We start from the raw sequence: 26,670 nt of genomic DNA, 5'->3' as shown, positions 1-26,670 counted from the left end.
TAGAGGCACCAGGGATAGGCAATGGGCAGTAGCCGGATTCACACGCAGTGAAGCGGGACTTTCCGACTGCCTAATGCATACGCTCCCTCACACTGCCGCCGGACCGCGCATCACCACGCCGAGATCGTCGCTCTCCCGCACCTTCTTCAGTGTTTCCTCGGCCTGTGTCGCTTCGCGCTGGCGATTCCACATGGAAGCGTAAAGCCCATCGCGGTCGATAAGTTCCCCATGCGTGCCGCGCTCGGCGATGCCGCCATCCTTCAAGACGATAATTTCATCCGCATGAATGACAGTCGAAAGACGGTGTGCGATGACCAGCGTCGTGCGGTTTTGCGAGACGATATCAAGTGCTGCCTGGATCTCCTGCTCGGTGCGGGTATCGAGCGCCGATGTCGCCTCGTCGAGGATCAAGATCGGCGGACTCTTGAGTACCGTCCGGGCAATCGCCACGCGCTGCTTCTCGCCACCCGACAGCTTCAGGCCACGCTCGCCGACCATGGCATTATAGCCTTCCGGTAGGCTCTTGATGAAGCCGCCGATCTGCGCGATGTCGGCCGCGGCCTCCACTTCCGCCTGCGTGGCGGAGATGCGGCCATAGCGGATATTGTAGGCGATGGTATCGTTGAACAGGACGGTATCCTGCGGCACCATGCCGATGACGGCGCGCAGCGATTTCTGCTTCACGCCGCGCACATCCTGACCATCGATGGTGATCGCCCCTTCCTGGACATCGTAGAAGCGATAGAGCAACCGCGACAACGTAGACTTGCCGGCACCGGAGGGACCGACGACGGCAACGGTTTTGCCCGCAGGCACTTCGAAGGTGATGCCCTTGAGGATCGGTCGGGCCGGGTCATAGGCGAAATGCACGTCCTTGAAGGCAATCGCGCCCCTGTCGATCACCAGATCGACCGCATCCGGATTGTCGGTAACTTCCGCCTGCACTTCGAGCAGGTCGAACATCTGCTCGATATCCGTCAGGCCCTGGCGGATTTCGCGGTAGACGAAGCCGATGAAGTTCAACGGAATGGAGAGTTGCATCAGCATGGCGTTGATAAAGACGAAATCGCCGAGCGTTTGCTCGCCGCGCTGGACGGCCAAGGCCGACATGACCATCATGATCGCTGTGCCGGCGCCGAAGATGACGGCCTGACCGAAGTTCAGCCAGCCGAGCGAGGTCCACACCTGGGTCGCGGATCTTTCATAACGCTCCATCGACTGGTCGAAGCGCTTCGCCTCCATCTCTTCATTGCCGAAATATTTGACGGTTTCGAAATTCAGGAGGGAATCGATCGCCTTGGTATTGGCGTCCGTATCGCTGTCATTCATGGCACGGCGGATGCCGATGCGCCAGTCGCTCGCCTTGATGGTGAACCAGATATAGATCACCACGGTGACAGCGGTGATGAGCAGGTAGCTGAACCCGTAACCCCACCAGAAGATCACGGCCGTCAGCAGGAACTCGATCAGCGTCGGTACCGTGTTGAGAATGGTGAAACGGACGATCGTCTCGATTCCCTTGGTGCCGCGCTCGATGATGCGCGACAGGCCGCCGGTGCGCCGCTCCAGATGGAAGCGCAACGAAAGCTGATGCATGTGCACGAAGGTGCGGTAGGCGAGTTGTCGTACGGCATGCTGGCCGACGCTGGCAAAAAGCGCATCGCGCAACTGGTTGAGCCCCGCTTGCAACAGACGCGCCAGATTGTATGCCAGTACCAGCATCACCGCGCCGGTGAAAACGGCCGGCAGCGCGCCGACGAGATCGGCCTTGCCGTTCAGCGCATCGGTCGACCATTTGAAGAAATACGGGACGAGCAAAAGCACGATCTTGGCGACCAGCAGGATGACCGTCGCCCAGACGACACGCATCTTGAGATCGGCACGGTCGCTCGGCCACATGTAAGGCCAGAGATTTATGATCGTCTGCAGCGGATTGCCTGAATCCGCCGATACTGTTTTTTTCTGCGCTGCCACGTCTGTCCCCGTCTTAGCCAAATTCCAACCAAAAGCGGCGCCTTTCTCAAGGCGCCGCTCTTTATGTTTCAGATAGGTCTCATGGGCATCCGCCGCAATGGAGCGGCGGACAAAAAGCCGTCACGGCAAATGCTTGACGTGCTTGCGATGCATCTCTTCCGACTCTTCCTCCGACATCGCCTTGTCCGGCACGCCGAATATCTGGCCCGGCAGAATGCGGTCCGGATTGGTGATCTGGTCCTCATTGGCGAGGTAGATCGTCGTGTAGCGAACGCCGGCGCCATAGACACGGCGGGAAATCTGCCAGAGCGTATCACCACGACGGATGATGACCGAGGTCTTGCTCTGCTGTAGCGGTGCCTGCTGGACCGTTTCCGGCTCAGCCGCTGCCTGCCCCGTTGCCGGAGTAGCAGCAGCCGCACTATTGTCGGTTGCCGTTGCGGAATCGTCGGGCTGGGTTGCGGGCGTGGTTGACTCTGCGGCAGGTGCCTGCGCGGTTTCCGTTGCGGGCGCAGGCTTTGCGTCCTGCCCCTCAGCCGGTTTCGCGGTGGCATTGTCGGTCGTCGTGGCCGGCGCCGGTGTCGTGGTTTCGGTCGCGACCGCATTGCCGCCCGTCCCATCGGTACGCGGCATCAGCGCCGAGCCGACAGCAGCCTCGATCTTGCCGAGAGCAGCGGAAACACTGGTTGCGTCCTGCGGCAGTGCCTTCAGCATAACAAGCGCATCGGCTGCCGACTTAGAGGTCTTGCCAACCATTTCCTTGACGCTCTGGTCGAGATTATCGGCCACCTTGAAATCGGCCAGCGACTTCAGCGCGATCTCGGTCGCCGAGCGCGCCGCTGCCAACTGCTCGACACTTGGCAGCTTGCCATCGGCAAACAGGCCCTTGAGCAGACCGAGGGCCTTGCCGGCCTCCAGGCGCAAACCGTCGAAGCTGCCGCCATCGAACGGTGCGACAGTCCCTTGCGCATTGCTCTGCGCAACAGCCGCCACCTGCTCGCCGGCAGGACGATCGAATGGCACCGCGGCCCGCACTTCGACCTTGTTGCCATCAGCCCCGATCACGTCAGCACGGATCGTATGGTTGCCGACAGCAAGGTCGATCGTTCCATCGACGACAAAACGGCCCTGTTCATCCACCTTGGTCTCGCCGACCAGCGTGTCATCGGCATAGATGCGCACAAGCGCGCCGGCCTTGGCGCTACCCGCAACGAAGATTTTCTTGCCTTCGATCTCGACGGCAGAGACCGCGACAGCGGCAGGGGTGCCTGCCGCAGGTGTCGCCGGCTTCACGGCTGCGGCATCGCCCTCGGTCGTTGCCGGTGTTTGTGCAGCGGAGGCGGCATCGGCAGGCTTGGTGGTCGTATCCGCCGGCTTGGCTGTCTCGGCCGTTGCAGCGGCAGCATTGGTGTTCGGCTCTGCCTTCGCCACGTCCTGTGCCGGCTGTGCGGTCGCATCCGCCGGCTTGTTGGCGGTCTCAGCTTCCGGCGTGGTGATGATGCGGCTGGCTTCGCCCGGCTTGGAGACCATGGCGAGCAGTTCGCCAGCCTTGTCCTTCGGGATCGATAGGGTCGCGACTTCCTCGGATGACTTGGTGGCACCGTTCTCGCCGACGCTGCGCAGCGTCAACTGATAGTCGCCGGCGGCCAGCGGCTTGTCGAAAATCGCAGCGAAATCGCCGGTCGCGCCGACATCGGCCGTCCCGACGACCATGTCTCCACTGACGATCTCGATCTTGGTATTCGGCTGTGCCCGGCCGGCAATGACGGTCGAGCCATCCGGCTCGACACGCAGGACGTCGAAGCCGGGCACGGTCCAGTCAGTTGTCGGATCCGCAGGTTTTGCGTCTGCGGTCTGGGCATCGGCTGGCTTGGTCTCAGCGGATTGGGCGTCGGCCGGCTTGGCATTGGTATCTATCTCGGCTGTGGCTGCGGCCGGCGTTTCCGCCTGCTTGGCCGTATCGCCTTCGGCCGTCGGACGCGCACCTTTTGCATCGGCTGCGGTTTCGGCCGGCTTGGATGCGTCCTCAGCGGGCTGTTGCGCCGTGATGCCATCCTTCTTGCCCTGAATATTCGGCATGACGACGAAAATCATCAGCAGCGACGCAATTGCCAGGACGATAAGGGCCACCCAGCCGGCCTTGTTCTTCATCATGCACATCTCCAAATGGCCCGAAGCCGTCTGCGCTCGACATGAACGCAAAAGCACAGCTCCCCCATACCCTGCACGCGCTCACGTTCCGTATTCCTGCCCCCGGATTCGGAAACGCGCACAAAGCGTCAGTCCAATCCTAAAATTGCTAACGATTTCCGGTGTTTTACACAAGCATTGCCACCTTTCCTCGCGCTTGCATGCCTGCCTTTCCCGTCATTTTTCTTGACGCCTGTTGCAGTGCGATGTCTCTTTGCACCATGAGTGAGAAAAATATCCCGATTCGATCCATCTGCGTCTATTGCGGCTCACAGCCGGGGCGTGACCAATCCTTCATGAATGCCGGCCGCATTCTCGGCAAATCCATCGCCGAGAATCACCTGAACCTCGTCTATGGCGGCGGCACCAAGGGCATCATGGGGGCGGTCGCGAGCGGCGTTCTCTCGCATGGCGGCCGCGTTACCGGCATCATACCAGAATTCCTGATGGATATGGAGGCCACGCGCCATTCGCTCGGCCAGCTCAGCGAATTGATCGTCACGCCGGATATGCACGACCGCAAGCACAAGATGTTCGAGCGCTCCGACGCCTTCGTCACCCTGCCCGGCGGTATCGGTACGCTGGAAGAGATCGTCGAGATCATGACCTGGGCGCAGCTTGGCCGCCACCGCAAGCCGATGGTGCTCGCCAATATCGGCGGCTTTTGGGATCCGCTGATGAAGCTGATCCGCCATATGGCTGATTCCGGCTTCATCCATACGGCCCACCTCGTCCAGCCGATCGTCATCGACCAGCCGGAAGAGATCGTGCCCGCCCTGCTTGCCCATTGGGCCAGCCAAGTGGACCGCGATGGCGACGACGGCATCATCGCCAAGCTTTGACGCGGTATAGAGCGGCCGGATTGATTGGAATCTGTTCACGCGTTAAAGTCGCGGTAGAACATTGACAGGCGATAATCCCGTGGGCAGCCAGAACAGTATTTCCGAAGACCTCAGCCGCCGCATTGACAGGCTGGCCGCACGCTCGACGTTGACGCGGGAGCGTATCATTGAGGATGCCCTGTCCCATGGCAGGTCACTCGCCTCGCAGGAAAAGTGGGTCGCCGGCGTCGAGGAAGGTCTCATCGACGCCGATAGTGGTGATTTCGCCAGCCCCGAAGAGGTTGCAGCCGTGCTGAACAAATATGGCCAGATCTGACGCGTGCGGATCGAATGGACCCGTCGCGCGCTCAGAGAACTTGCCGGCATAGGCGATTATATCGCACAGCATAATCCGCGCGCGGCCGCCCGCGTCGTCAACGCCATTCATTCAAGGACTCTTAGGCTCCTGGCGGACAATCCGTTCATTGGACGTCCCGGGGACATCAAGGGAACGCGAGAACTCGTCGTTCCCGGAACGCCATATATCGTGGCGTACCGCGTGCACGATACTCAAATCGACATTCTGTTCGTGCAGCATGGCGCCCGGGAATGGCCGGAGGATGCATAGCGGCTTACTCCGCCGGTTTGGGCATCTCCGACCGGCGGGCGCGGCTTTCCATGATCATTGAGGTCGAATAAACCGCCAGCGCCGCCCATATCAGGATGAAGGCGATCAGCTTCGGGGTGCCGAAAGGTTCATGGAAGACGAAGACGGCGATGATGAAGATCATCGTCGGGGCGATGTATTGCATGATGCCGATGGTCGAGAGACGGAGCAGCTTGGCGCCATTGGCATAGATCATCAGCGGGATGGCGGTCACGACGCCGCAGGCCATCAGCCACATTACGTCGCCCCAGCCGGTATCACCGAAATGCCCCTGCCCCGTGGCTTCCAGATAGACGATGTAGCCAAGCGCGGGAACGCTGAGCAGCAGGACCTCCAGAAAGAAACCCTGGTTCGGTCCGACCGGCAGCGTCTTGCGAAAGAAGGCATAGAGCCCCCAGGTCAGCGCCAGTCCGATCGATACCCAGGGCAGTCCGCCTGCATCGAATGCGAGTACGACCACTGCGGTGGCGGCAAGCCCGATGGCAACCATCTGGGCCGGATTGAGCTTTTCCTTGAGCAGCACGGCACCGAGGAAGATCGAGAAGAGCGGATTGATGTAATAGCCAAGCGCCGTCTCCAGCGCGCGACCTGCGCCGATCGCCCAGACATAGATGCCCCAGTTGAGGGTGATGAGAACGGCGGTCAACGTCGCCATCTTCAGCATGCGCGAGGACCGCAGCGCCGCTTTCACGTCGCCGGTGCGGCCGAGCCAGATGAGAATGGCGCCGGCCAACGGAACAGACCAGACAATGCGATGGGCAACCACTTCGAAAGCGGGGATATGGGCAACCGCCTTCATGAAGAACGGCAGGAACCCCCAGAGCAGATAGGCCGTCAGCGCGAAGGCGAAACCCTTGGGGGAATCGCCATTTTGCACCGCAACTGCCTGTTTTTCGTCCGCCATGGCGTTCATCCCGTCAGATTATCATTATTTTGCCCGTCCTACTCCAAAGACCCGTGATCAACCAATTCATTTCCGTGAACCTTGCTGCAGCGGCGCTGAACGATGCCCATCGAGAGGCAGCAAGACAGTCACATTTTGCGGGGTGCAATTCCGCGATCATCGCCCTAGTTTCTGCGCAGGGAAAAGACCGGCCAGACGAAGGGAAACCACATGTCCTCCATCCTCGCGCTCCACCCGATCAGCCGCCGCGCCTTTCTGAGCGGCGCCGCAGCAACCTCCGCCCTCGTTATGCTGCATCCGTTCGCCGCCCGCGCGGCCGCCAACCAGGCGCATCTGCGGATCATGGAAACCACCGATATCCACGTCCACGTCTTCCCCTATGACTATTACGGCGACAAGCCGAACGACACGCTGGGCCTTGCCCGCACCGCCTCGATCATCGATGCCATCCGGGCGGAGGCTGGCAATTCCTTCCTCGTCGACAACGGTGATTTCCTGCAGGGCAATCCGATGGGCGACTACATGGCCTATCAGCATGGCATGAAGGAGGGCGACGTCCACCCGGTCATCAAGGCCATGAACGTGCTCGGTTACGAGGCCGGCACGCTCGGTAATCACGAGTTCAACTACGGTCTCGACTATATGTTCAAGGTGCTCTCGGGCGCCAACTTTCCTTACGTCTGCGCCAACCTGACGAAGGGACAGCTGGCATCGAATCCGAAGGACGACGAGCTGTTCTTCAAGCCCTATACCATCGTTGAAAAGACCATCACGGACGGAAGTGGCGCGGCAAACGAGTTGAAGATCGGCATCATCGGTTTCGTGCCGCCGCAGATCATGCTCTGGGATATCAAGAATCTCGAGGGCAAGGCACAGACGCGCGATATCGTCGAGGCGGCCAAGGCCTGGGTACCGGCCATGAAGGAAGCTGGGGCCGATATCATCGTCGCTCTCTCGCATTCCGGCATCGACGGTTCTGGCCAGAGCGACCGCATGGAAAACGCCTCGCTGTACCTCGCTGCCGTCGAGGGCATTGACGCGGTCTTTACCGGCCACCAGCACCTTGTCTTCCCCGGCCCGAAGAGTTTCGACGGTATCGAGGGCGTCGATCCCGTCAAGGGCACGCTCTTGGGCAAACCGGCAGTCATGGGCGGCTTCTGGGGCTCGCATCTCGGCTTGATCGATCTGCTGCTGGAAAAGAACGGCGACAACTGGAAGATCGTCGATTTCACCACCGAGGCGCGGCCCATCTATCACCGCGAGGACAAGAAGGTGGTGGCTGACGTGCCGGATCGCGCCGACGTGCTGGCCGCCGCATCCGCCGAACACGAGGCGACGCTCGCCTATGTCCGCACGCCGGTCGGCAAGACCTCGGCGCCGCTCTATTCCTATTTCGCGCTGGTGGCCGACGACCCGTCCGTGCAGATCGTTTCGAATGCGCAGACTTGGTACATCAAGGACATGCTGAAGGACACGGAGTACAAGGATCTGCCGGTGCTTTCGGCAGCAGCACCGTTCAAGGCCGGCGGTCGTGGCGGCTCGGACTACTATACCGATGTCCCCGCCGGCGATATCGCCATCAAGAATGTCGCCGACCTCTATCTCTATCCGAACACCGTGCAGGCCGTGGTGATTACCGGTGCGCAGGTAAAGAACTGGCTGGAAATGTCGGCCGGCATGTTCAACACGGTTGAACCCGGCGCCAAGGATGTGCCCCTCCTCAATGCAAGCTTCCCCTCCTACAATTTCGACATCATCGACGGTGTAACCTACCAGATCGACCTGTCGCAGCCGGCGAAATACGATGGCGACGGCGTCGTGGTGAATGTGGAATCAAACCGCATCCAGAACCTGTCCTTTGATGGCAAACCGATCGATCCGGCCCAGAAATTCGTTGTCGCGTCCAACAATTACCGCGCCGGCGGAGGCGGCAAGTTCCCGGAGATCGCGGCAGACAAGGTGGTCTTCGCCGCGCCTGACACCAATCGCGACGTCATCGTCCGCTACATCATCGCCGAGGGCACCATCAATCCATCGGCCGACGGCAACTGGAGTTTCAAGCCGATCGAGGGCGCGACCGCCCTGTTCGAAAGCGGCCCGAAGGCACGCGGTCTGATCGCGCAGGTGAAAGGCGTCAAGATCGAGGATGCCGGCGACGGCGCGGACGGATTTGCAAAATTCAGGCTGGTCTTGTGAGAGCGATCTAAAAAAATCAGCCCTGACGCCAGCATGAAAACTGGTATCAGGGCTTTGCGGAGCATCTTCGGAGACGGCAACCGCGAGCGAATGCCGGCGAAAAACCTCAGGCAATCAAGAAGTCGCTGTAGGTCGGAACATAGCTGTTGACCAGTTCGATAAACTTGATGGCGGCGCTGCCGGTGCCAGCGCCATCGTTGTCGTAGTAAATCCAGGAATCATCCGTATCGAAGAACAGATGATCGCCCTTGCCCATCGACTTCAGCGAGGTGCCAGCGGAGAAATCCCCCTTGGCGATACCGATGAGGCCATCGTCCGATGCGTCATAGGCAACGAAGGTGGCGGCATCCAGGACGACCTTGTCGCCCTTGGCGAAGTCGAGGATGAGGTCGAGGCCGAGCTTGGCGAGCGCGACACTGCCGAAAAAGAAGGAGTCGGCGCCACTTCCGCCCGTCAGCTTGTCGTTGCCGGTACCGCCATCGAGGATGTCGGCGCCTGCGCCGCCCTTGATGGTGTCGTTACCTTCCTTGCCGTCGATGATGTCGTTACCGGCGCCGCCGTCGATCACGTTGGCAACCTTGTTGCCCGTGATCGTGTCCTTGCCCGAACCGCCAACCGCATTTTCGATCGTCACGCCCTTGGCGATCGAGATGTTGTACTTCAACCCACCCGTCGAGGAGAATTTCTCGGCGTTGAGGTTGATGACCTGCGTGTTCGTATAACCGGAGAAGTTCAGCGTATCCTTGCCGCCGGCATCCCAGATCGAGAAGACCGTCTTGTCGGTCGCGGACTTGATGGCGTAGACGCTCTTGCCGCCGAAGCCATAGGTATCGTCGCCGGTACGCGTCGTCATGTTAGCGCCGTAGAGCCGCTGCATCGCCGCGATGTCATGGAGACCCAGCGTCTTCAGGAACTGACCCTTGTGCACGGCGCCCGTCTCGGAAGCGTCCATATAGCTCATGACCGTGTACTGAAGGGAATCCTGAATGTAGAACGCGTCGTCCTTGTAGTTGAAGTCCTCCGGATAATCCGAGGGATGCTCGAGGCCCAGCGAATGGCCAAGTTCGTGGATGAGCGTGTTGTAGTTGTCGGAGCCGATCGGAATCTTCGGGTCGCCCCCATCATCATTCGGACCGGACAGATTGTACCAGAAGTCGCCGTCGGTCGAACCGGCGCGCCGCTCCTCATCGCCGACGCTGTAGGAATAACCGTAGGTTCTGGCTTGCTTCGGGTCGGAATAGTTTCCGAGCAGGAACGTCGCGCTGTTGGAATAGCCGTTCGAGCCCTCGACCCGCTTCAGTGTCACGCCGCAGACTTCCTCGAACAGATTGAAGACCAGTTCGGTGACCTTGATCTGGGCAGCCGTGAATTTTTCGAACGTGGTCCGCTCGTTCTTGGAGCCTTCATAGTTCGTCGGAATGCTGTTGCGATAGGCGTATGTGATCGTCGTCGGCTCATTGAGATTGACCGACCAGGATGAGTCGTTGCGTGTCAGCTGAAAAGCAGCCTGCGTGGTATTGAAAGACTTTTTAGTAGCCATGAAATCCCCCTAAAAATAACCCCACGCCCCTATACGACGCAGTCAAACGCTTCTCAAGGGGAGAATTAGCAAAGTATAAAATTTCATTTTAACTTCACACTGCATTGCACAAAACTTGCAGATGGCCGGTCCATCGGAAAACCCGTCTGAACCGGCAGTAATGCGATGAAGTAAACCGGCTCCCTATTCCGCAGCCGCCAGCCCCGCCTGATCGCGGTTCTTCAAGAGCTTGAAGACGATCGAATCCATCAGCGCCTGGAAGGACGCGTCGATGATGTTGTCGGACACGCCAACCGTCCACCAGCGGGCGCCGGTGCCATCGACGGATTCGATTAGAACGCGGGTGATGGCCTCCGTGCCGCCATTGAGGATGCGGACCTTATAGTCCACCAGCTCCAGATCCTCGATTTCCGACTGGTAGCGGCCGAGATCCTTGCGTAGTGCCAGATCGAGCGCGTTGACCGGGCCATGACCTTCGGCGACCGACATCGTCGTCTCGCCATCGACCGACACCTTGACCACAGCCTCAGACACCGTTTTCAGATTGCCGTTGGCGTCGAAGCGTCGCTCGACCATCACTCGAAAGCTGTCGACCAGAAAGAAATCCGGCACCGAGCCGAGGATCCGCTGCGCCAGGATCGCGAAGCTGGCATCCGCCCCTTCATAGGCATAGCCGGTCGCCTCCCGCTCCTTCACGATGGCGATCAGCTTGTCGAGCTTCGGATCGTCCTTGGAAACGAGAATACCCCGGCGCTTCAGAGCGTTGATGAAATTCGCCTTGCCGCCCTGGTCGGAAACCATGACCTTGCGCAGATTGCCGACGCTTTCCGGCGTCACATGCTCATAGGTGCGCGGGTCCTTCAGGAGCGCCGAAGCGTGAATACCGGCCTTGGTAGCGAAGGCGGAGGCGCCGACATAGGGCATCTGGTGGTCGGGTGAGCGATTCAGCAGTTCGTCGAAGGAATGCGACAGCTTGGTGAGTTCCTGCAGCCGGTCGGGATCGATCGAGGTCTCGAAACGGCCGGTATACGCTTCCTTCAGCGCCAGAGTGGGGATCAGCGTCACCAGATTGGCATTGCCGCAGCGCTCGCCGATGCCGTTCAGCGTGCCCTGGATCTGGCGCACACCGGCCTCGACCGCAGCCAGCGAATTGGCGACCGCCTGGCCCGTATCGTTGTGGGCATGGATGCCGAGATTGTCGCCGGGCACGCCATTGGCAATGACGGCGGCGACGATATCGCGGATTTCCGGCGGCTGCGTGCCGCCATTGGTGTCGCAGAGCACGACCCAGCGAGCGCCGGCATCATAGGCGGTCTTGGCACAGGCGAGCGCATAGGCCGGATTGGCCTTGTAGCCGTCGAAGAAATGCTCGCAATCGATCATAGCCTCCTTGCCGCTGGCGACAACCGCCTCAACGGATGCCTGAATGGACTCGAGATTTTCCTCGTTCGAACAGCCAAGAGCGACGCGGACATGGTAGTCCCAGCTCTTGGCGACAAGACAAATCGCGTCACTCTTGGCCTGCAGCAGCGCCGTCAGGCCGGGATCATTGGAGGTGGACACACCGGCGCGCTTGGTCATGCCGAAGGCGACGAACCTTGCGGTTTTCGTCCGCTTCTTCGAGAAGAATTCGGTGTCAGTCGGATTGGCTCCGGGATAACCGCCCTCGACATAGTCCATGCCGAAATCATCCAGCATCGCGGCAATGGCGATCTTGTCCTCGACGGAAAAATCGATGCCGGGCGTCTGCTGGCCGTCGCGTAGCGTGGTGTCGAAGAGGTGGATGCGTTCGCGGGTCATGCGAGCCGTCCCCAGAAACAGAGTAGCATTTTTGGATTCGGCCGGGAGGCTCTCTCCCTCTTCTCCCCAGCGGGGAGAAGTGCCGAACGAAGTGAGGCGATGAGGGGGGCGAAGCCAGCACCAGAACGAAGTGGCCTGCAGGCCCCCTCATCCGGCGCCGGGCGCCACCTTCTCCCCGCTGGGGAGAAGGTGGCGCGAGCCGCCCCATCGTGCAAAACAGACATGCTCATCACACTTTCCCCGCAAACCGGTCCGTCGCCCGGATGAGCCGGTCGAGGATGCCCGGTTCCGAATAGGCGTGGCCTGCTCCCTCGATCAGGTGGAATTCCGCTTCCGGCCAGGCCTTGTGCAGCGCCCAGGCATATTTCGCCGGGCATGGCATGTCATAGCGGCCGTGGATGATGACCCCAGGGATGCCGGTGAGCTTGTGGGCATCGCGCAAAAGCTGGCCTTCGTCCAGCCAGCCGGCATTGACGAAGAAATGGTTCTCGATGCGGGCGAAGGCGTGGGCGTATTCCTCCTCCTCGAACGGTGTCGAGGTTGAAGGTTCCGGCAAGAGCGTAATGGTCTCGCCTTCCCAGATGCTCCAGGCCTTGGCGGCATCGAGGCGTGTTTGCCGGTCGGGGCTGGTCAGGCGCCGATGGTAGGCATGCATCATTTCATGGCGCTCGTTTTCCGGGATCGGGGCGATGAAGCGCTCCCACTTGTCCGGGAACATTTCCGAGACGCCGAACTGATAGTACCAGTCGAGTTCCGCCTTGGTCAGCGTGTAGATGCCGCGCACGATCAGCGCAGAGACGCGCTCGGGATGCTTTTCAGCATAGGCGAGCGCCAGCGTCGAACCCCAGGAGCCGCCGAAGACCAGCCATTGTTCGGCGCCGGCCATTTCGCGCAGCCGCTCGATATCGGCGACCAGATGCCAGGTCGTGTTGGCTTCGAGTTCCGCATGCGGGGTCGACTTGCCGCAGCCGCGCTGGTCGAACAGCGTTACGTCGTAAAGCGTCGGATCGAACAGGCGGCGGTGGTTCGAAGAGATCGTGCCGCCGGGGCCGCCGTGAAGGAAGACGGCGGGCTTGGCGCCGGGTGTGCCGACCTTTTCCCAATAGATGACGTGGCCGTCACCGACATCGAGATGACCGGAGGCATAGGGTTCGATTTCGGGATAGAGCGTGCGCAGTTCAGATGTCATAGGTTCAGTCCATGGGCAGGCCAGACGGCCGTATCGTGATCGGGATGCTGGAACGAGATGATGTGTTCCTGCTGGGAATAGAAATCGGGGTCGTTGTGGACCGGCTGTTCGAAGATCGTCTCGACCCAGGGCAGCCGGGCGGCATAATTGACCTGGATCTGCGGCGCGAGATCGGAACGATCATCAAACGCGCCGATCGCGATCTCAAGCCCGCCGGGATGCCGGTAGGTCAGCGGCGTGCCGCACGAGGCGCAGAAACCGCGATCGACATTGACTGAGGATTGGAAATAGCTCGGCTCCGTGCGGGTCCATTCGACACCGTCCTTTGGCGCCGTCACGAGCGCGGAAAAGAACCCGCCGAACTGCTTCTGGCACATGCGGCAATGGCAGATCGATGGACGGCCAAGCGCCCCCCTGATCCTGAAGCGCACGGCGCCGCACTGGCAGCCTCCGGTTCGAATGGTCTCGCTCATGGCAGGTCTTCCTCGGGTGGCCAGTGGTCGGTGTCATAGTCTGGGTGCTGGCGGTTCGATTCGAAAATGGCAAGATGCCGCTCCGCCCTTGTCTTCTTGCGCGCATCCGTTTCGCCGCCGGGCAGACCCGGAAGATTGGCAAACCACGGCATGCGCGATTCGACGCCGGACTGTTTCAGCGGCCGGACATCATAGGGATCGTCGAGCGATCCCAGAACGATATTGATGAAATCGGCACCGGGCATGTCGTAGAACAGCGGCGTGCCGCAGGCGGCACAGAAGCCTCGTCTTGCGAGATCGGAGGACTGGAACCAGTTCGGCTCACCGCGCGTGAGGCTGAACGAGACGCGGGCGGCATTGGCGAGCGGCATGAAGTAATTGCCGGCCGCCTTCTGGCACATGCGGCAATGGCAAAGATGCGGATCGCCGAGTGATCCCTCCGCCCGGTAACGCACCGCGCCGCATTGGCAGCCGCCGGTATAGATGCGGGCAATGCTCATCGCGCGTTCTCCGGCGGCCAGGTTTCGGTGTCATGATCGGGATGCTGGTAGGAAACGAGATGGGTGAGGAAAGACGCCGCATCCTGGTCCGCCATCGTATCCTCGCCGGGTAGACTGGCGATGCCATCGACATAGGGTAGCTTGGCCTCAATGCCCCACTGGATCCTCGGCGTGATGTGCTCCGGATTGTCGAAGGCCGCGATTGCCAGACCGATACCATCCGGCGCCTCGAAACAGAGCGGCGTGCCGCAATCACCGCAGAACCCACGCTTGACGAAGTTGGACGACTGGAAAAACTTCGGCCCGCCGCGCGTCCACGTCAGCTTCGCCTTCCCCAATGACACGAGCGGCGCATAGAAATTGCCGAAGGCTTTCTGGCACATGCGGCAATGACAGACGGAGGCATCGCCGAGTTCGCCCTCGACATGGAAACGCACGGCACCGCACTGGCAACCGCCGGAATACTGTAGAGTCTCGTCGTCGCTCATGACCGGTTCTCTCTCCGTTCAACCCGATGCCGTCTCATTCCGGCGCGTGGCAGACAGCCTCGATATTGTTGCCGACCGGATCGAACGCGAACGCGCCGTAATAGTTGGCATGATAATGCGGACGAAGGCCGGGGGCTCCATTGTCCTTTCCACCGGCCGCGAGTGCCGCAGCATAAAAGGCGTCGACTGCCGAGCGACTATCGGCGGTAAAGGCGATGTGACGACCGGGACCGGGCTCGGCCCCCTCGTGCAACCAGTAGACGGGCCGTTCGCGACCATAACCACAGACCTTCTTGCCGCCGGTAAATTCCGGCGGCACCGTCTTCAGAAGCGAGGCGCCGAGCGGCGCCATCGCCGCATCATAGAAGGCCCGTGACCGTTCGAAGTCCGAAACGGCTATTCCCGTATGATCGATCATGCCTTCCTCCCCTGTCTGGCGTTCAGTCTAGCGCTTGACGTCCCATGTCGTCACCCGCTCGCCGGTCACGGCATCTTTTCCGTCCTTCAACTGGATGCCCTTGGCCGCCAGATCGTCGCGGATCTTGTCGGCCTCGGCGAAGTTCTTCGCCTTCAGCATTTCCAGACGCATCGCCACAAGCGATTCGACGGCTGCGGCAAGTGCATCGTCGATCTCGGCTTCCTTCGGCAGGACACCAAGCAAAGCCGCACTGGCCGCGAAGACCGGCAATGCGGCCGGATCGACATTGGCTGTTTGAGCCAGAGCATGCAGGGCCTGCACTGCCGCCACCGTGTTCAGGTCGTCAGCAAGGGCGTTCAGGACTGACGCATCGGGCGCGACGTCGCCCGCCTTGCCGGCCGGCCACTTCGACAGAAGACGCTCGGCTTCCTCCAACCGCTTCAGCGAGAAGTCGATCGGCTCGCGATAGTGCGTCATCAGCATGGCCAGACGCAGAACCGCCCCCGGCCACTTGCGGCCGCCGAAAGTCTCGGTGTGCAGCAGCTCATGGATGGTGACGAAATTGCCGTCGGACTTCGACATCTTGCGGCCTTCGACCTGCAGGAAGCCATTGTGCATCCAGACATTCGCCATCACCTCGGTGCCGTGGGCGCAGCGCGACTGGGCGATTTCGTTCTCATGGTGCGGGAAGATCAGGTCCAGCCCGCCGCCATGGATATCGAAAGTCTCGCCCAGATAACGCTGGCTCATCGCCGAGCACTCGATATGCCAGCCGGGACGCCCCCTGCCCCACGGGCTCTGCCAGCCGGGCTCCTCGTCGGACGACAGCTTCCAGAGGACGAAGTCACCGGGGTTTTTCTTGTGCGCCTCGACAGCAATACGCGCACCGGCCTGCTGTTCGTCGAGATTGCGCTTCGACAATTGACCGTAATCTGCCATCGACCGCGTATCGAACAACACTTCGCCCTCGGCCACATAGGCATGGCCTTTGGCAATCAGCGCCTCGATGATCTCGATCATCTGGGCAATATTGTCGGTGGCGCGCGGCTGATGCGTCGGCTCAAGGCTGCCGAGCGCCTTGGCATCGTCCAGAAACTGCGTTTCCGTCTTCTCCGTCACTGCGCGGATGGCGTCGTTCAGCGGAAGGTTCGGGAAGTCGCGCAGCGCCCGGGCGTTGATCTTGTCATCGACGTCGGTGATGTTGCGCGCGTAGGTCACGTGGCTTTCGCCGTAGACATGCCGCAGCAGCCGGTAGAGCACATCGAAGACGATGACCGGGCGGGCATTGCCGATATGGGCGAAATCATAGACGGTCGGGCCGCAGACATACATGCGGACATTTGTGGGCTCGATCGGCGTGAAGTCCGCCTTTTCCCGTGTCAGCGTGTTGTACAGTTTCAGTTTCGGCTGCCCATTCATTCCCATCTCCCAAATCCACATTCGACCGACCACACGTCATCGCCCGGCTGGACCTTCGCGTTGTCATCTTGATTTTTGAGAGACGAAAACGGCCAGGCCAGCGTTTGGGCTAGCGAATAATAATCCGGCAGATGCTGCAGATAACCGTTTTCATGGCGAGCTTTATCGCGCTTCGTCCCTTTCCGGTCAAGAGGTCAGGTGCGCTCCAGCATCATATGTTAAATTACTGGAATATTGGTCATGTTTTTGTCATGATTACACTTATCTGGAAACACCAGACGTTCGGGGAAACAAGGCTTTGCGGGGACGCACAAGAAAGCCTGTTTCCTGGGGCACAATAAGGAATGCCGTTTTAGTGGACAGTACACCGGACGAAGCAATTCCGATTCAGGGAAGCATCAAAGGAGAGTTTGAAATGCCTGGCACCAAGACCGACAAGAACAGTCCGCGAACCGCGGCCAATCTCGTCGAGCAATACCGCCCACTCGGGCTGAGGGCCGTTCTCGCCGCAGCCCTCCAGGTCAAGCCAAAGCCAGTCAAGAAGCCGGTGGTGCCCAAGCCGGCCTGAGCCTCTTAAAACAACGACAGTTGCGACTTCGCCGGAGACTCCTTCGGCTTTGCAACGGGCCTTGAGACAACGTGAACCGGCTCTTGCAGGTCCGAACCGACATTCGCAACCTTGTTGACGCGATCGGAGACGGCGATGACGTCGAAATAATCGTCGTCCGCCGGCATCATCAGGTTAGCGACATCGCGCGGCTCCTGCGTTGTGCAATCGAGCCAGCGGCTGAAGTCTTCCGGTTGGATGACGACAGGCATGCGATCATGCACATCGCCGATCCGCGCATTGGCGTGCGTGGTGAGGATTGCCGCCGTATCGACCTCCGAGCCATCGGCCGAGGCCCAGGTCTCCATCAGCCCGGCAAAGGCGACAATGCCGCCGTTGCGAGGCTTGATCCAATAGGCCTGTGACGGCTGTCCGCTTTCCTTCGACGGCCGATGCCACTCGTAAAATCCGGATGCGGGGATGAGAATGCGGCGGTGGCGCATCGCCGCCTTGAACGAGGCCTTGGTGGCAGCCGTTTCCGCCCGCGCATTGATCAACAGCGGAAAATCCCGCGGATCCTTGACCCAGGAGGGCGTGAGACCCCAACGCACCAGCACGGCCTTACGGTCCGGCAGATTGCTGCCCGGCTTTTGTCGATCGCCGGAAATGACGACAAGGATCGGCTGCGTCGGGGCGATATTGTATCGCGCGGGAAAATCCTCGGTTTCCAGGGTCCCGAAAATATCCGCCAATTCCCTCGGCGTCGCCGTCAGTGAGAAACGTCCGCACATGATGGCACCTCAAGCGTCTATCGAGAGACGATGATCAAGAATTTCAACGTCGAGAATATTTCGCACGGACTTGACCGCCTCTATCAGCACTGCACGCTCCTGCTGCGATACGCTTTGCAGGTCGCCTCCCTCGAAATAGGTCATCGCCTTCAAACTTTCGCTCGGCTGAAACGTATATCCATACATGCACCTCGCCCCGCCGAGTGCCCTTTCCAGATTCTGCCCCACGGAAAGCATCGCCGCGATATCTCGATAATCCTTCGCCTCGACGCGCTGGAGCAGAACCTTGACCTTGGTTGCGAACAGATCATCGGGCGAGGCAATCAGCAAAACACCGTCAGCCGTAAACTGCGGCACCCCAACCCTGCCTGTGCGAATCGGGCCAAAGAAGGAAACCTTCACCGGCGCGCCCGCCCCTTCATTTCCTTGCACAAGGACCGTAAGGGTATCGGGCGACTGCTGAACAACCAAAGCGCCTTGGAGAAAGGGCATTTGCGAGTAGAGAGCATTCAAATCCAGGCTTGTTTCACTGAAAAAATCAAAATCTATGGACTGCCTATGCCCAAGGCGCAAAGCTATTGCCGTTCCTCCATACAGAACGAAACCGAGTGCCGCTGCAGGCTTCAGCAAAGGCCAAAGCGCACGCTGGCTATTCGGCAAAATTTCAATGTGCGGCTCAAAGGCGGTCACGCCAATCTCCGAGCGGGAAGCGGCGGCACATGATCGACATCTGACAAACCAAGGCGATAATGCCAGTAGGACCAGGATCGCGGCGTGAATTGGCCGATTTCAGCATGGGTCAAAACATGCACCAGCATGTCAACACCAACCAAGGTTTCCAAGTGCTGAACATCATCGAAATCACCAATGTTCATGACCTGCGCGATCACCCGCTCCGGCTGCGCAAGCGCCTCGTCGATGGATTTCCACCAAATGTATTTCCCGGCGAAGAACGCCAGGCCAACTCGATCCATCGCTTGCATCGTCATGGCATGCCCTTGCGTCACTGCTGTCCATTGTATTTCGTTGGCAAGTCGGAATATAGGTGCAAGCCAGATGAAAGACAAAACGATCCTCTCTTCTCCCCAACTGGCATCTTCGGCCATCCTCGAACGCGACGGCCGTTATCTTCTCGTGCGGCGCGCCAATCCGCCGTCCGCCGACATGTATGCCTTTCCCGGCGGTCGGGCGGAGCCGGGCGAAACACCAGCGGACACGGCGGTCAGGGAATTTCACGAGGAGACCGGTATCCTGCCGACGAACCCGCAGCTGTTCGAGACCTACGACCTGCCGCCGCGCGAATCGGATGGGCCGGGGGCGCGACATTTCTTCCTGTCGGTGTTTAAGGTCGAGGCGGATCCGGACCTCGTCGCGACCGCCGGTGATGATGCCGCCAGCATCGGCTGGTACACCGCCGACGAGATTTTCGCCCTTCCGATCCCCGACAGCGTGCGCGACTGCGTGGAGAAACTTGAACTGATTCGGTAGCGATGAACGGATATTTTCAAAACTTCTTGCCCGCACACATGATTCGGGGCTTCAAAGGGGCATGATCCGTTTTTACGCGACAGTAAGCCTTTGCCTTCTTCCGGTTCTCGCCGGCCTCCCATCTGTTGCCGTTGCGCAGGAGACGCCTGCGGCGCAAGTCCCCGCAGTTGCAGTCGAAAAACCAGCGCCCTATGATGCGCGCCTGTTGAGACTGTCGGAAATCATCGGCTCGTTGCATTATCTGCGCACGCTCTGCAAGGATGAAACCGCCGATTCGTGGCGCCAATCCATGCAGGAATTGCTCGACAAGGAGGCCGGAAGCGAGGCACAGAGGCGGGCGAGGATGACGGCGGCGTTCAATCGCGGATACCGCACCTTTGCTTCCGTTTACACTGCCTGCACCCCGCCGGCAGTGGTCGCAGAACAGAGATACCGTGCCGAAGGAGCAACACTTGCTTCAGAAATTGTCGCCCGGTTTGGAAATTAAGGATAAATTAACCCCTTTCTTCACGAGCCCGTGTCGTTTTGGGAAAAGGCTGCTAAGGTCGTTAAGAGAGTGGTAAGAAGTGGCATCGACCTGAGTTGGATGCCAAGTAAAGAGCGTGACAAGGCCATGGAACGAATGATGGAACCCAGTCTGAATGACATCGACGACATGATCGTTCATGAGAAGATGCAGGCAGCCCTGGAACACCAGAATGAAGCCTGGGCGGATGGCATGGCAGATGGCATCGAGCCGGAAATCATTGCTGACGCTGCCATTGCTCTGGCCCTGCGCGAGACGATTCGCCTCCATGGCGAAGACAGTGCGGAGGCTTTGCTGACCTCCCTGCGTGAACGCATGCTGGCTGGCGAATTTTCACCGGAACGCACACTGCAGTAATCTTCGAGGCCGTTATGAAACGCCTGACCTCAGCCAACCGGTCCTTCACGGTTCGCCTCTCTGCGCTGTTGCTGGCCGGCCTGTTCGCATCATCGCTCCCCGTCGCGCATCCCGCATTCGCACTCAGCGAACTCAAGCAGATTCCCGGCGACGTCCCAAAGGACAAGAAGGCCGACGAGGAGCCCGAGCAGCCGGAAGAGCCTGCCGAAGGCCCGATGCAGATCCCGATGCCCGATCCGTTGGTCAACAAGCCGGCAACGGACGCCCGGGAAGACACGGCACCGGCCGAACCGGTCGAGGTGTTGTCGGACGTTTCCAAGATTCCCGAAGCCGCGGCACGCATGCGCGAACTGATCGTCGAGGCCGCCGCTTCCGGCGATATCGAACGGCTGCGTCCGCTTCTCGGCAAGGGACCGACGCAGACCCAGGTGGGCGATGCGGATGCCGATCCGGTTGAGACCCTGAAGGGGCTCTCCGGTGACCAGGAAGGCGTCGAAATCCTCGCCATCCTGCTCGATGTCCTTTCGACCGGCTTCGTGCTCGTCGACAAGGGTACGCCGGATGAAATGTATGTCTGGCCATATTTCACCGAACGGCCGCTGGCATCGCTGACGCCGCCGGAAAAAGTCGATCTGTTCCGGCTGGTGACAGCCGGTGATTTCGCCGAGATGGAAGAAGGCGGGAACTATAACTTCTACCGCGTCGGCATCACGCCATCCGGCGAATGGAAGTTTTTCGTCGCCGGCGACTGACGTGCTTTCTCAAAGTGCTTGCCGGGAGCTTCACGAAATCCTACCTGTCTGATTTCACAAACAGGATTTACCGCCATGCAGCCCGTCTCCCTGCCCGATCGCGCCTTCGTTACCGTGTCGGGACAGGATGCGCAGGATTTCCTGCAGGCACTGATCACCACCGATCTTGACAAGCTGACGGACAACGAGGCTTTGCCGGGTGCACTGCTGACACCGCAGGGCAAGATCCTGTTCGACTTCGTCGTCACCCGCGACGATCAGGCGATTCGCCTTGAAACGGGCGCGGATCAGGGTGAAGCCCTGTTGAAGCGTCTGACCATGTACAAGCTGCGGGCGCCGATCACGCTTTCGCTGACCTCGCCTGCCTCGGTCGAGATTCGCTTTTCGGAAGCCAACGGCGGTTTCAGCGACACGCGTTTCGCCAAGGCCGGACAATCCGTATGGCGCGTTTACGGTTCCGTGACGGAGACGACCGGGACGGAGGATTATGATCGGCTGCGGATCGCCAGCGGCGTTGCCGTCTCGGGCGCCGACTATGCTTTGCAGGATGCGTTTCCGCATGATGTGCTGATGGACAAGAATGGCGGGCTCTCGTTCAAGAAGGGTTGCTATGTTGGCCAGGAAGTCGTCTCGCGCATGCAGCATCGTGGCACGGCGCGCCGCCGCGTCGTGACAGTGACATCGGATAGCACGCTGCCGGAAACCGGCACGCCGCTGACTGTCAACGGCCGCCTGATCGGTGTGCTCGGCACCGCCATTGGCGGGACTGGGCTCGCGATCGTGCGAACAGACAAAGCCGGAGGGGCAATTGCGGCCGGTGAACCGATTCTCGCCGGCGATGTTGCTGTCACCCTCGCCTTGCCCGCCTGGACCGGCCTCGAATTTCCATCCGAGGCCGACGAGGCAACCGCCTGATGTCGGCGCGTGCCTGGCAACGCATGTTGTCCGGACGGCGGCTTGATCTGCTCGATCCGTCGCCGCTGGATGTCGAACTGTCCGATATCGCCCATGGCCTTGCCCGCGTTGCCCGCTGGAACGGCCAGACGAATGGCAACCATGCCTTTTCCGTCGCCCAGCACAGCCTCGTCGTCGAGGAAATTTTTCGCCGCCAGTACGAAGGCACGGCTGAGGAATGCCAGACCGCGCTGCTTCACGATGCGCCGGAATATGTCATCGGCGACATGATTTCCCCCTTCAAGGCCGTCGTCGGCGGCGGCTACAAGGTCGTCGAGAAAAGACTGGAAGGCGCAATCCACCTCCGCTTCGGCCTGCCCGCCGCAACATCGGCAGAACTCAAGGCGAAGATCAAGAAGGCCGACCAGATCGCTGCCTATTTCGAGGCGACCGAACTCGCCGGTTTCTCGCTGCCGGAAGCCCGCAAATTCTTCGGCCAGCCGCGCGGCATTACCCGCGACATGATCCTGATCGACCCGCTGCCGGCGGTCGAGGCACAAAAGCTGTTCGCCGAACGATTCGCGGCCATCGAGGCATTGCGACCGAAAACGCATGCGGTGACCTGAATGTCCGTCATCATCGTTTCCCCCCTGTCACGCATCGCCGAAATGGCTGTCCGGCATCGTTGCCGCGAGATGGTCAGTCTTCTGTCGAAGGAGCAGACCTTCCACCGGCCGGCGGTCGTTGACGCCAGTCGTCACCTGCTTCTGGGCATGAACGACATCAATTTTGCCGGCAACGCCGCACTTGTCGCTCCGGGCGAGGAGCATGTTCGTGAAATCATCGGCTTTGCCCGACAATGGGATCGCTCGGCGCCACTTCTCGTCCATTGCTGGATGGGTGTCTCGCGCTCGCCAGCCGCCGCTGCCATCGCGGCCCTTGCCGTCGAGCCGGATCAGGACGACATGGTGCTGGCACTGAGGCTTCGATCTGCATCTGCCTACGTGACGCCCAACAGCCGGCTGATCGAGATCGGCGACAGCATGCTGTCGCGCAATGGCCGGCTGGTGGCCGCGATCAAGGCGATCGGCCGTGGTGCCGATGCCGATGGCAACGCGCCTTTCATGTTTTCCATCCTGCCGGAGACCGTCTCCCATGCCGGTTGACGATCGCGGTGTGACAGTGGAGATCGGCCTCAATGCGGCGATCGTCGCAGTCACCAGCCGCTCCCCGCGCATTCTCGCCGTCAGTGAAGAGCCGGACGATGGCCGCGACGGATTGCCGTTCGGCCCCTTCGACCCCGCCCGCCACCGGACATTCGAGACCAGCCTTAGAGCGCGCGTCGAACAGCAGACGGCGCTCAACCTCGGCTATATCGAGCAACTCTACACATTCGGCGATCAGGGCCGGCATCGCTCTCCGGGCGAAAGCGGCAAGCATATGGTCTCGGTCGGCTATCTCGCGCTGACGCGGACAGATGCCGAAAACAATGCACGTCTGTCGGAAGCCGGCGCCCATTGGCGCGACTGGTACACCTATCTGCCGTGGGAAGACTGGCGGCAGGGACGGCCGGGCATCATCGACCAGGTCATCCTCCCCGCGTTGCGACTGTGGGAGAGCGGCGGTCACCAGGACGAACGCATGGGCCTGCCGCAGCGGCGCACTCGTATCCGCCTCGCCTTCGGTCTCGACGATTTCCCCTGGGACGAAGAGCGAGTGCTCGAGCGCTACGAACTTCTCTATGAAGCGGGCCTCGTTGGCGAAGCGGTCGTTGACGGGCGCGTCGCCGCGACCAGCACGCCGCCGATCGGCCTCACCATGCGACACGACCATCGCCGGATCGTCGCGACTGCGGTTGCGCGGCTGCGCGGCAAGATCAAGTACCGGCCGGTCATCTTCGAACTGATGCCGCCTGAATTCACGCTGACAGACCTGCAGGCGACTGTCGAAGCCATTTCAGGACGGCATCTGCACAAGCAGAACTTCCGCCGTCTCGTCGAGGGTGCCGAACTCGTGGAGCCGACAGGCATGCTATCGGCGGCGACGGGCGGACGGCCCGCCGCGCTCTTCCGTTTCCGTCGCCAGATCCTCGACGAACGCCCGGCACCGGGCCTCAAGGTCGGCGGCCGATAACGACCTATCATCCGAAAACAAGGGTTGACCCGCCCGGTCCCTGCCCCATGTCCCCCTCATCAGGACGAAGGACAGCATCATGGAACAGCAGGCATCGGACGTCATTCTCGCAACGCGAACCGCACTCAGCCAGGCCAGCGCCCTGGCGGTGCAATATTCGTTTTCGATCGTCGGAGCGCTGATCCTGCTTTTCCTCGGCTGGTTCATTGCCCGGCTGGCCCACAACTGGGCCTATTCCGGTCTGTCGCGCGTCCGAGGCATCGACGAAACGCTCGCCCGGTTCTTCTCCAACATTATCCGTTATGCACTTCTGTTGCTTGTCTTCATCACCGTGCTCGGGCAGTTCGGCGTGCAGACGGCCTCGATCATCGCGACTTTGGGTGCCGCCGGCCTCGCCATCGGTTTGGCGCTACAGGGCACACTTCAGAATATCGCGGCCGGTATCATGCTTCTGGTGCTCCGGCCCTTCCGGGTTGGAGAATCCATCGAAACCTCCGCCGTCAGCGGTACGGTGACGGAAATCGGGCTGTTCGCGACGGAGCTCCGCACAGCCGACGGTCTCTACCGGTTGGCGCCGAACTCCACACTCTGGAATGTGCCGGTCACGAATTACAGCAGAGAACCCATTCGTCGCCACGATCTGACTGTGGTCGTCGGCAATGGGGATGATCTGGACGCGGCGCAGTCAAGGCTACTTGATCTGGCAACGAAAAATCCGATGGTCGAGCAGAGCCCTGCCCCGTCCACTTTCATCGCCGATCTCAGCAAGGACGGCACGTCGCTGACGCTTCGATATTGGGTGCGGACCGGTAGCTGGTGGGCGACGACGCGCGAGATGCTGCGTGCCGCCAAGCGTGTCTTCTATTTGCCTGAGCCTGCGGTGGAGGCGGTGCCGGAAAGCGGCGCTTAAAGACCGCCTATTCGATCACGGCGCAGGCCAGCCGCTCGCCCGCATCGCCGGCCGGCTGGCTGCGATTGTCGTCGGATTTACCGTGGATCATCAGGGCGCGGCCGCGAATGCCGTTTTCCTCGCCATCCAGCACGACCATGCTGTTGAACACCTGGGCGCGCAGAACACCGTCGGCACCGACATACTGGTTCGGCATGTCACCGGCATGTGGCCCGTTGGCCGCGAGGAAGCCATGTTCAGTCTTGCCGGGATTGAAGTGCTTGCCGGCCGACTCATGCTGGTGGGCTGAGTCGCACTTGCCGGTTTCATGAACATGGAAGGCAACCCATTTGCCGGGCGGCATATTGGTCACTTCCATTTCGATGAGGACGCCGTTCTTGCCTTGCGTCAGTGCGGCACGGCCAGTTTCCTTGCCGTCCTTGCCGATAAAATTGGCGATGGCGGTCTGCGACGAGGACTGCGCGCCGGCGGCTGTCGCCGTTGCGAGCAGCAGGGCAAGCGTTGTGACCAAACGTTTCATTGGAATATTCCTCCGGAGATGTGACGTGCTTAGAGCGCAACGCCTTACCCCGCCTCCAGTTCCAAAATCGATCCGCAACCCAACGATATCACTTGACCGATATGCTTTAAAAAATCCGGATGGCCGATGTGGTGATGATGACGATAGCAACGGCGATCATCAGCGGCCGCACGGGTACGCTCCTGACGACATAGGCGCCAATCGGTGCGGCCAGCACGCCGCCGAGAATGAGACCGACAGCGGAACCAAGGTCGGACCAGCCAAGTGTCAGCACGAATGTCGCGGAGATCGTCAGGGTGACGGCAAACTCGGTTAAGCTCGTCGAACCGATGACCTTCTTCAATTCGTGACCGCGACCGAGAAGCGACGTCGTGACGATCGGTCCCCATCCTCCGCCACCAGCGGCATCCAAGGCTCCGCCTGCGAGGCCGATATACGGTACGGCCCGATCCTTGACCTCTCGCAACCAGAGCGGACGGAAGGCCTTGAACAGGATATAAAGGCCGACCAGCACGAGATAGGCGGACACGAAGGGTTCGATCATTTTTCCATCGACACTAGCCAAGCCATAAGCTCCGAGAGCGCCGCCGATCATGCCCGCCGGCGCCAGCCGCGCGACGAGGCGCCAATCGACATTGCGATGAAGGGCATGCGAAGTGCCCGAGGCAGCCGTGGTGAAGATTTCTGTGATATGCGTCATTGCGCTTGCCGTTGCCGGCGGCACGCCGACGGCCAGAAGGCTGGTGGTGGACAAAAGGCCGAAGGCCATGCCGAGCGCACCATCGACCAATTGCGCGAAAAAGCCGATGACCACGAAAACCCAAAAATCTGCCGACACGAACCACCCCTTCGAAATGCTGCCTATTTGCGCGAACAGCATCGGGTTGGTAAAGGTTCCCAGCCAAGCAATTCACCTCATCCACGCACCGGCGGACCGTTCCATGAAGATCATCGTCCTCCTGTTTGCCGGAACCTTGCTGGCGCCGCCCGAAAACAAGCCGGCCATCCCCGACTATTTCGACTCAGGAACGGGATCAGGCTCTTCCGTCACGGAAACATGCAACCTTAACGACGAAGATCTCAGCGGGCCGTTCAAGACATGCCACTATGATTGCAGAAAGACCCTGACGATCGGCGAGCGCTCGATCTGCCCGTTCGTCTTGCAACATTGAG

At 60.5% G+C, this 26,670-nt stretch carries 31 protein-coding genes; 15 read left to right on the top strand and 16 right to left on the bottom strand.

Going from position 1 to position 26,670, the window contains the following annotated elements:
• Positions 1-87: 87 nt before the first annotated feature.
• On the bottom strand, positions 88-1,974 hold the full coding sequence (locus ASG68_RS27050) for an ABCB family ABC transporter ATP-binding protein/permease (RefSeq protein WP_062576224.1): 1,887 nt from the start codon (positions 1,972-1,974) through the stop codon (positions 88-90).
• 120 nt (positions 1,975-2,094) lie between these two features.
• A complete protein-coding gene (locus ASG68_RS27045) occupies positions 2,095-4,128 on the bottom strand; it encodes a LysM peptidoglycan-binding domain-containing protein (protein WP_062576223.1) in 2,034 nt (677 codons plus the stop codon).
• Between the two features lie 257 nt (positions 4,129-4,385).
• Between ASG68_RS27045 and ASG68_RS27040 the strand changes: the two genes are divergently transcribed.
• From ASG68_RS27040 to ASG68_RS27030, 3 genes are all read left to right on the top strand, one after another.
• On the top strand, positions 4,386-5,006 hold the full coding sequence (locus ASG68_RS27040; RefSeq protein ID WP_082478318.1) for a TIGR00730 family Rossman fold protein: 621 nt from the start codon (positions 4,386-4,388) through the stop codon (positions 5,004-5,006).
• 79 nt (positions 5,007-5,085) lie between these two features.
• Positions 5,086-5,322, top strand: coding sequence for a CopG family ribbon-helix-helix protein (locus ASG68_RS27035; protein WP_062576221.1), 237 nt, complete (start codon positions 5,086-5,088; stop codon positions 5,320-5,322).
• Between the two features lie 3 nt (positions 5,323-5,325).
• A complete protein-coding gene (locus ASG68_RS27030; protein WP_062576220.1) occupies positions 5,326-5,613 on the top strand; it encodes a type II toxin-antitoxin system mRNA interferase toxin, RelE/StbE family in 288 nt (95 codons plus the stop codon).
• 4 nt (positions 5,614-5,617) lie between these two features.
• Here ASG68_RS27030 and rarD read toward each other — a convergent pair whose 3' ends face one another.
• Positions 5,618-6,556: an EamA family transporter RarD gene (gene rarD, locus ASG68_RS27025; RefSeq protein WP_062576640.1), complete on the bottom strand. Its 939-nt coding sequence runs from the start codon at positions 6,554-6,556 to the stop codon at positions 5,618-5,620.
• A gap of 210 nt (positions 6,557-6,766) precedes the next feature.
• Here rarD and ASG68_RS27020 point away from each other — a divergent pair, with 210 nt between their 5' ends.
• Entirely contained in the window at positions 6,767-8,752 is a 1,986-nt protein-coding gene (locus ASG68_RS27020; protein ID WP_062576219.1) for a bifunctional 2',3'-cyclic-nucleotide 2'-phosphodiesterase/3'-nucleotidase, read from the top strand.
• A 106-nt stretch (positions 8,753-8,858) separates the two neighbouring features.
• Here ASG68_RS27020 and ASG68_RS27015 read toward each other — a convergent pair whose 3' ends face one another.
• The 8 genes from ASG68_RS27015 to cysS form a co-directional block, all read right to left on the bottom strand.
• Complete coding sequence (locus tag ASG68_RS27015; RefSeq protein ID WP_062576218.1) at positions 8,859-10,292, bottom strand: M10 family metallopeptidase; 1,434 nt, start codon at positions 10,290-10,292, stop codon at positions 8,859-8,861.
• Between the two features lie 183 nt (positions 10,293-10,475).
• Positions 10,476-12,092, bottom strand: a complete 1,617-nt coding sequence (gene cimA / locus ASG68_RS27010) for a citramalate synthase (protein WP_062576217.1) — start codon at positions 12,090-12,092, stop codon at positions 10,476-10,478.
• Positions 12,093-12,321: 229 nt separating this feature from the next.
• A complete protein-coding gene (gene pip / locus ASG68_RS27005) occupies positions 12,322-13,281 on the bottom strand; it encodes a prolyl aminopeptidase (RefSeq protein WP_062576216.1) in 960 nt (319 codons plus the stop codon).
• Positions 13,278-13,754 carry a GFA family protein gene (locus ASG68_RS27000; RefSeq protein WP_062576215.1) on the bottom strand — a complete coding sequence of 159 codons (477 nt, stop codon included), beginning with the start codon at positions 13,752-13,754 and terminating at the stop codon, positions 13,278-13,280. Before ASG68_RS27000 ends, pip begins: the two co-directional genes overlap by 4 nt.
• Positions 13,751-14,254, bottom strand: a complete 504-nt coding sequence (locus tag ASG68_RS26995; protein WP_062576214.1) for a GFA family protein — start codon at positions 14,252-14,254, stop codon at positions 13,751-13,753. Before ASG68_RS26995 ends, ASG68_RS27000 begins: the two co-directional genes overlap by 4 nt.
• Positions 14,251-14,742 carry a GFA family protein gene (locus tag ASG68_RS26990; protein WP_062576213.1) on the bottom strand — a complete coding sequence of 164 codons (492 nt, stop codon included), beginning with the start codon at positions 14,740-14,742 and terminating at the stop codon, positions 14,251-14,253. The genes ASG68_RS26995 and ASG68_RS26990 overlap by 4 nt, the downstream gene beginning before the upstream one ends.
• Positions 14,743-14,776: 34 nt before the next feature.
• Complete coding sequence (locus tag ASG68_RS26985) at positions 14,777-15,160, bottom strand: VOC family protein (protein WP_062576212.1); 384 nt, start codon at positions 15,158-15,160, stop codon at positions 14,777-14,779.
• A gap of 27 nt (positions 15,161-15,187) precedes the next feature.
• Positions 15,188-16,579 (bottom strand): cysteine--tRNA ligase, encoded by a 1,392-nt coding sequence (gene cysS, locus ASG68_RS26980; protein WP_062576211.1) that lies wholly within the window; start codon positions 16,577-16,579, stop codon positions 15,188-15,190.
• Positions 16,580-16,994: 415 nt separating this feature from the next.
• Between cysS and ASG68_RS31970 the strand changes: the two genes are divergently transcribed.
• On the top strand, positions 16,995-17,147 hold the full coding sequence (locus tag ASG68_RS31970) for a hypothetical protein (RefSeq protein ID WP_200951810.1): 153 nt from the start codon (positions 16,995-16,997) through the stop codon (positions 17,145-17,147).
• Between the two features lie 5 nt (positions 17,148-17,152).
• Here the strand turns inward: ASG68_RS31970 and ASG68_RS26970 are convergent, their stop codons facing one another.
• Genes ASG68_RS26970 through ASG68_RS26960 form a run of 3 tightly spaced genes read right to left on the bottom strand, consistent with a single transcriptional unit; the run spans position 17,153 to position 18,906 of the window.
• Positions 17,153-17,917 carry an SOS response-associated peptidase gene (locus tag ASG68_RS26970; RefSeq protein ID WP_062576209.1) on the bottom strand — a complete coding sequence of 255 codons (765 nt, stop codon included), beginning with the start codon at positions 17,915-17,917 and terminating at the stop codon, positions 17,153-17,155.
• Between the two features lie 9 nt (positions 17,918-17,926).
• Positions 17,927-18,607: a nucleotidyl transferase AbiEii/AbiGii toxin family protein gene (locus ASG68_RS26965; protein ID WP_200943259.1), complete on the bottom strand. Its 681-nt coding sequence runs from the start codon at positions 18,605-18,607 to the stop codon at positions 17,927-17,929.
• On the bottom strand, positions 18,604-18,906 hold the full coding sequence (locus ASG68_RS26960; RefSeq protein WP_244484348.1) for a hypothetical protein: 303 nt from the start codon (positions 18,904-18,906) through the stop codon (positions 18,604-18,606). Before ASG68_RS26960 ends, ASG68_RS26965 begins: the two co-directional genes overlap by 4 nt.
• Before the next feature lie 67 nt (positions 18,907-18,973).
• On the opposite strand from ASG68_RS26960, the gene ASG68_RS26955 reads away from it, so the two are divergent.
• From ASG68_RS26955 to ASG68_RS26915, 9 genes are all read left to right on the top strand, one after another.
• Complete coding sequence (locus ASG68_RS26955) at positions 18,974-19,405, top strand: NUDIX hydrolase (RefSeq protein ID WP_062576208.1); 432 nt, start codon at positions 18,974-18,976, stop codon at positions 19,403-19,405.
• Positions 19,406-19,466: 61 nt separating this feature from the next.
• Positions 19,467-19,892, top strand: a complete 426-nt coding sequence (locus tag ASG68_RS26950) for a TIGR02301 family protein (protein WP_062576207.1) — start codon at positions 19,467-19,469, stop codon at positions 19,890-19,892.
• 126 nt (positions 19,893-20,018) lie between these two features.
• On the top strand, positions 20,019-20,288 hold the full coding sequence (locus ASG68_RS26945; protein ID WP_112405816.1) for a hypothetical protein: 270 nt from the start codon (positions 20,019-20,021) through the stop codon (positions 20,286-20,288).
• 14 nt (positions 20,289-20,302) lie between these two features.
• The gene (locus ASG68_RS26940) at positions 20,303-21,040 is read left to right on the top strand and encodes a hypothetical protein (protein ID WP_062576206.1); all 738 of its coding nucleotides are present in this window, start codon (positions 20,303-20,305) and stop codon (positions 21,038-21,040) included.
• 75 nt (positions 21,041-21,115) lie between these two features.
• The gene (locus tag ASG68_RS26935; RefSeq protein WP_062576205.1) at positions 21,116-21,955 is read left to right on the top strand and encodes a YgfZ/GcvT domain-containing protein; all 840 of its coding nucleotides are present in this window, start codon (positions 21,116-21,118) and stop codon (positions 21,953-21,955) included.
• A complete protein-coding gene (locus ASG68_RS26930; RefSeq protein WP_082478316.1) occupies positions 21,952-22,560 on the top strand; it encodes a YfbR-like 5'-deoxynucleotidase in 609 nt (202 codons plus the stop codon). The genes ASG68_RS26935 and ASG68_RS26930 overlap by 4 nt, the downstream gene beginning before the upstream one ends.
• The gene (locus tag ASG68_RS26925; protein WP_062576203.1) at positions 22,561-23,100 is read left to right on the top strand and encodes a tyrosine phosphatase family protein; all 540 of its coding nucleotides are present in this window, start codon (positions 22,561-22,563) and stop codon (positions 23,098-23,100) included. It begins immediately after the preceding gene.
• The gene (locus ASG68_RS26920) at positions 23,090-24,067 is read left to right on the top strand and encodes an NUDIX hydrolase (RefSeq protein WP_062576202.1); all 978 of its coding nucleotides are present in this window, start codon (positions 23,090-23,092) and stop codon (positions 24,065-24,067) included. Before ASG68_RS26925 ends, ASG68_RS26920 begins: the two co-directional genes overlap by 11 nt.
• 79 nt (positions 24,068-24,146) lie before the next feature.
• Entirely contained in the window at positions 24,147-24,977 is an 831-nt protein-coding gene (locus ASG68_RS26915) for a mechanosensitive ion channel family protein (RefSeq protein ID WP_062576201.1), read from the top strand.
• Between the two features lie 7 nt (positions 24,978-24,984).
• Here ASG68_RS26915 and ASG68_RS26910 read toward each other — a convergent pair whose 3' ends face one another.
• Positions 24,985-25,497, bottom strand: coding sequence for a superoxide dismutase family protein (locus ASG68_RS26910; protein WP_062576200.1), 513 nt, complete (start codon positions 25,495-25,497; stop codon positions 24,985-24,987).
• A gap of 106 nt (positions 25,498-25,603) precedes the next feature.
• Positions 25,604-26,266: a sulfite exporter TauE/SafE family protein gene (locus tag ASG68_RS26905; RefSeq protein WP_413814050.1), complete on the bottom strand. Its 663-nt coding sequence runs from the start codon at positions 26,264-26,266 to the stop codon at positions 25,604-25,606.
• 37 nt (positions 26,267-26,303) lie between these two features.
• Here ASG68_RS26905 and ASG68_RS31665 point away from each other — a divergent pair, with 37 nt between their 5' ends.
• Positions 26,304-26,669, top strand: a complete 366-nt coding sequence (locus tag ASG68_RS31665; RefSeq protein ID WP_156373799.1) for a hypothetical protein — start codon at positions 26,304-26,306, stop codon at positions 26,667-26,669.
• The last annotated feature ends 1 nt before the right edge of the window (position 26,670 follow it).

The organism is Rhizobium sp. Leaf453 (assembly GCF_001425605.1).
GTDB lineage: Bacteria > Pseudomonadota > Alphaproteobacteria > Rhizobiales > Rhizobiaceae > Pararhizobium.
This window is presented reverse-complemented; position numbering and strand designations above follow the sequence as displayed.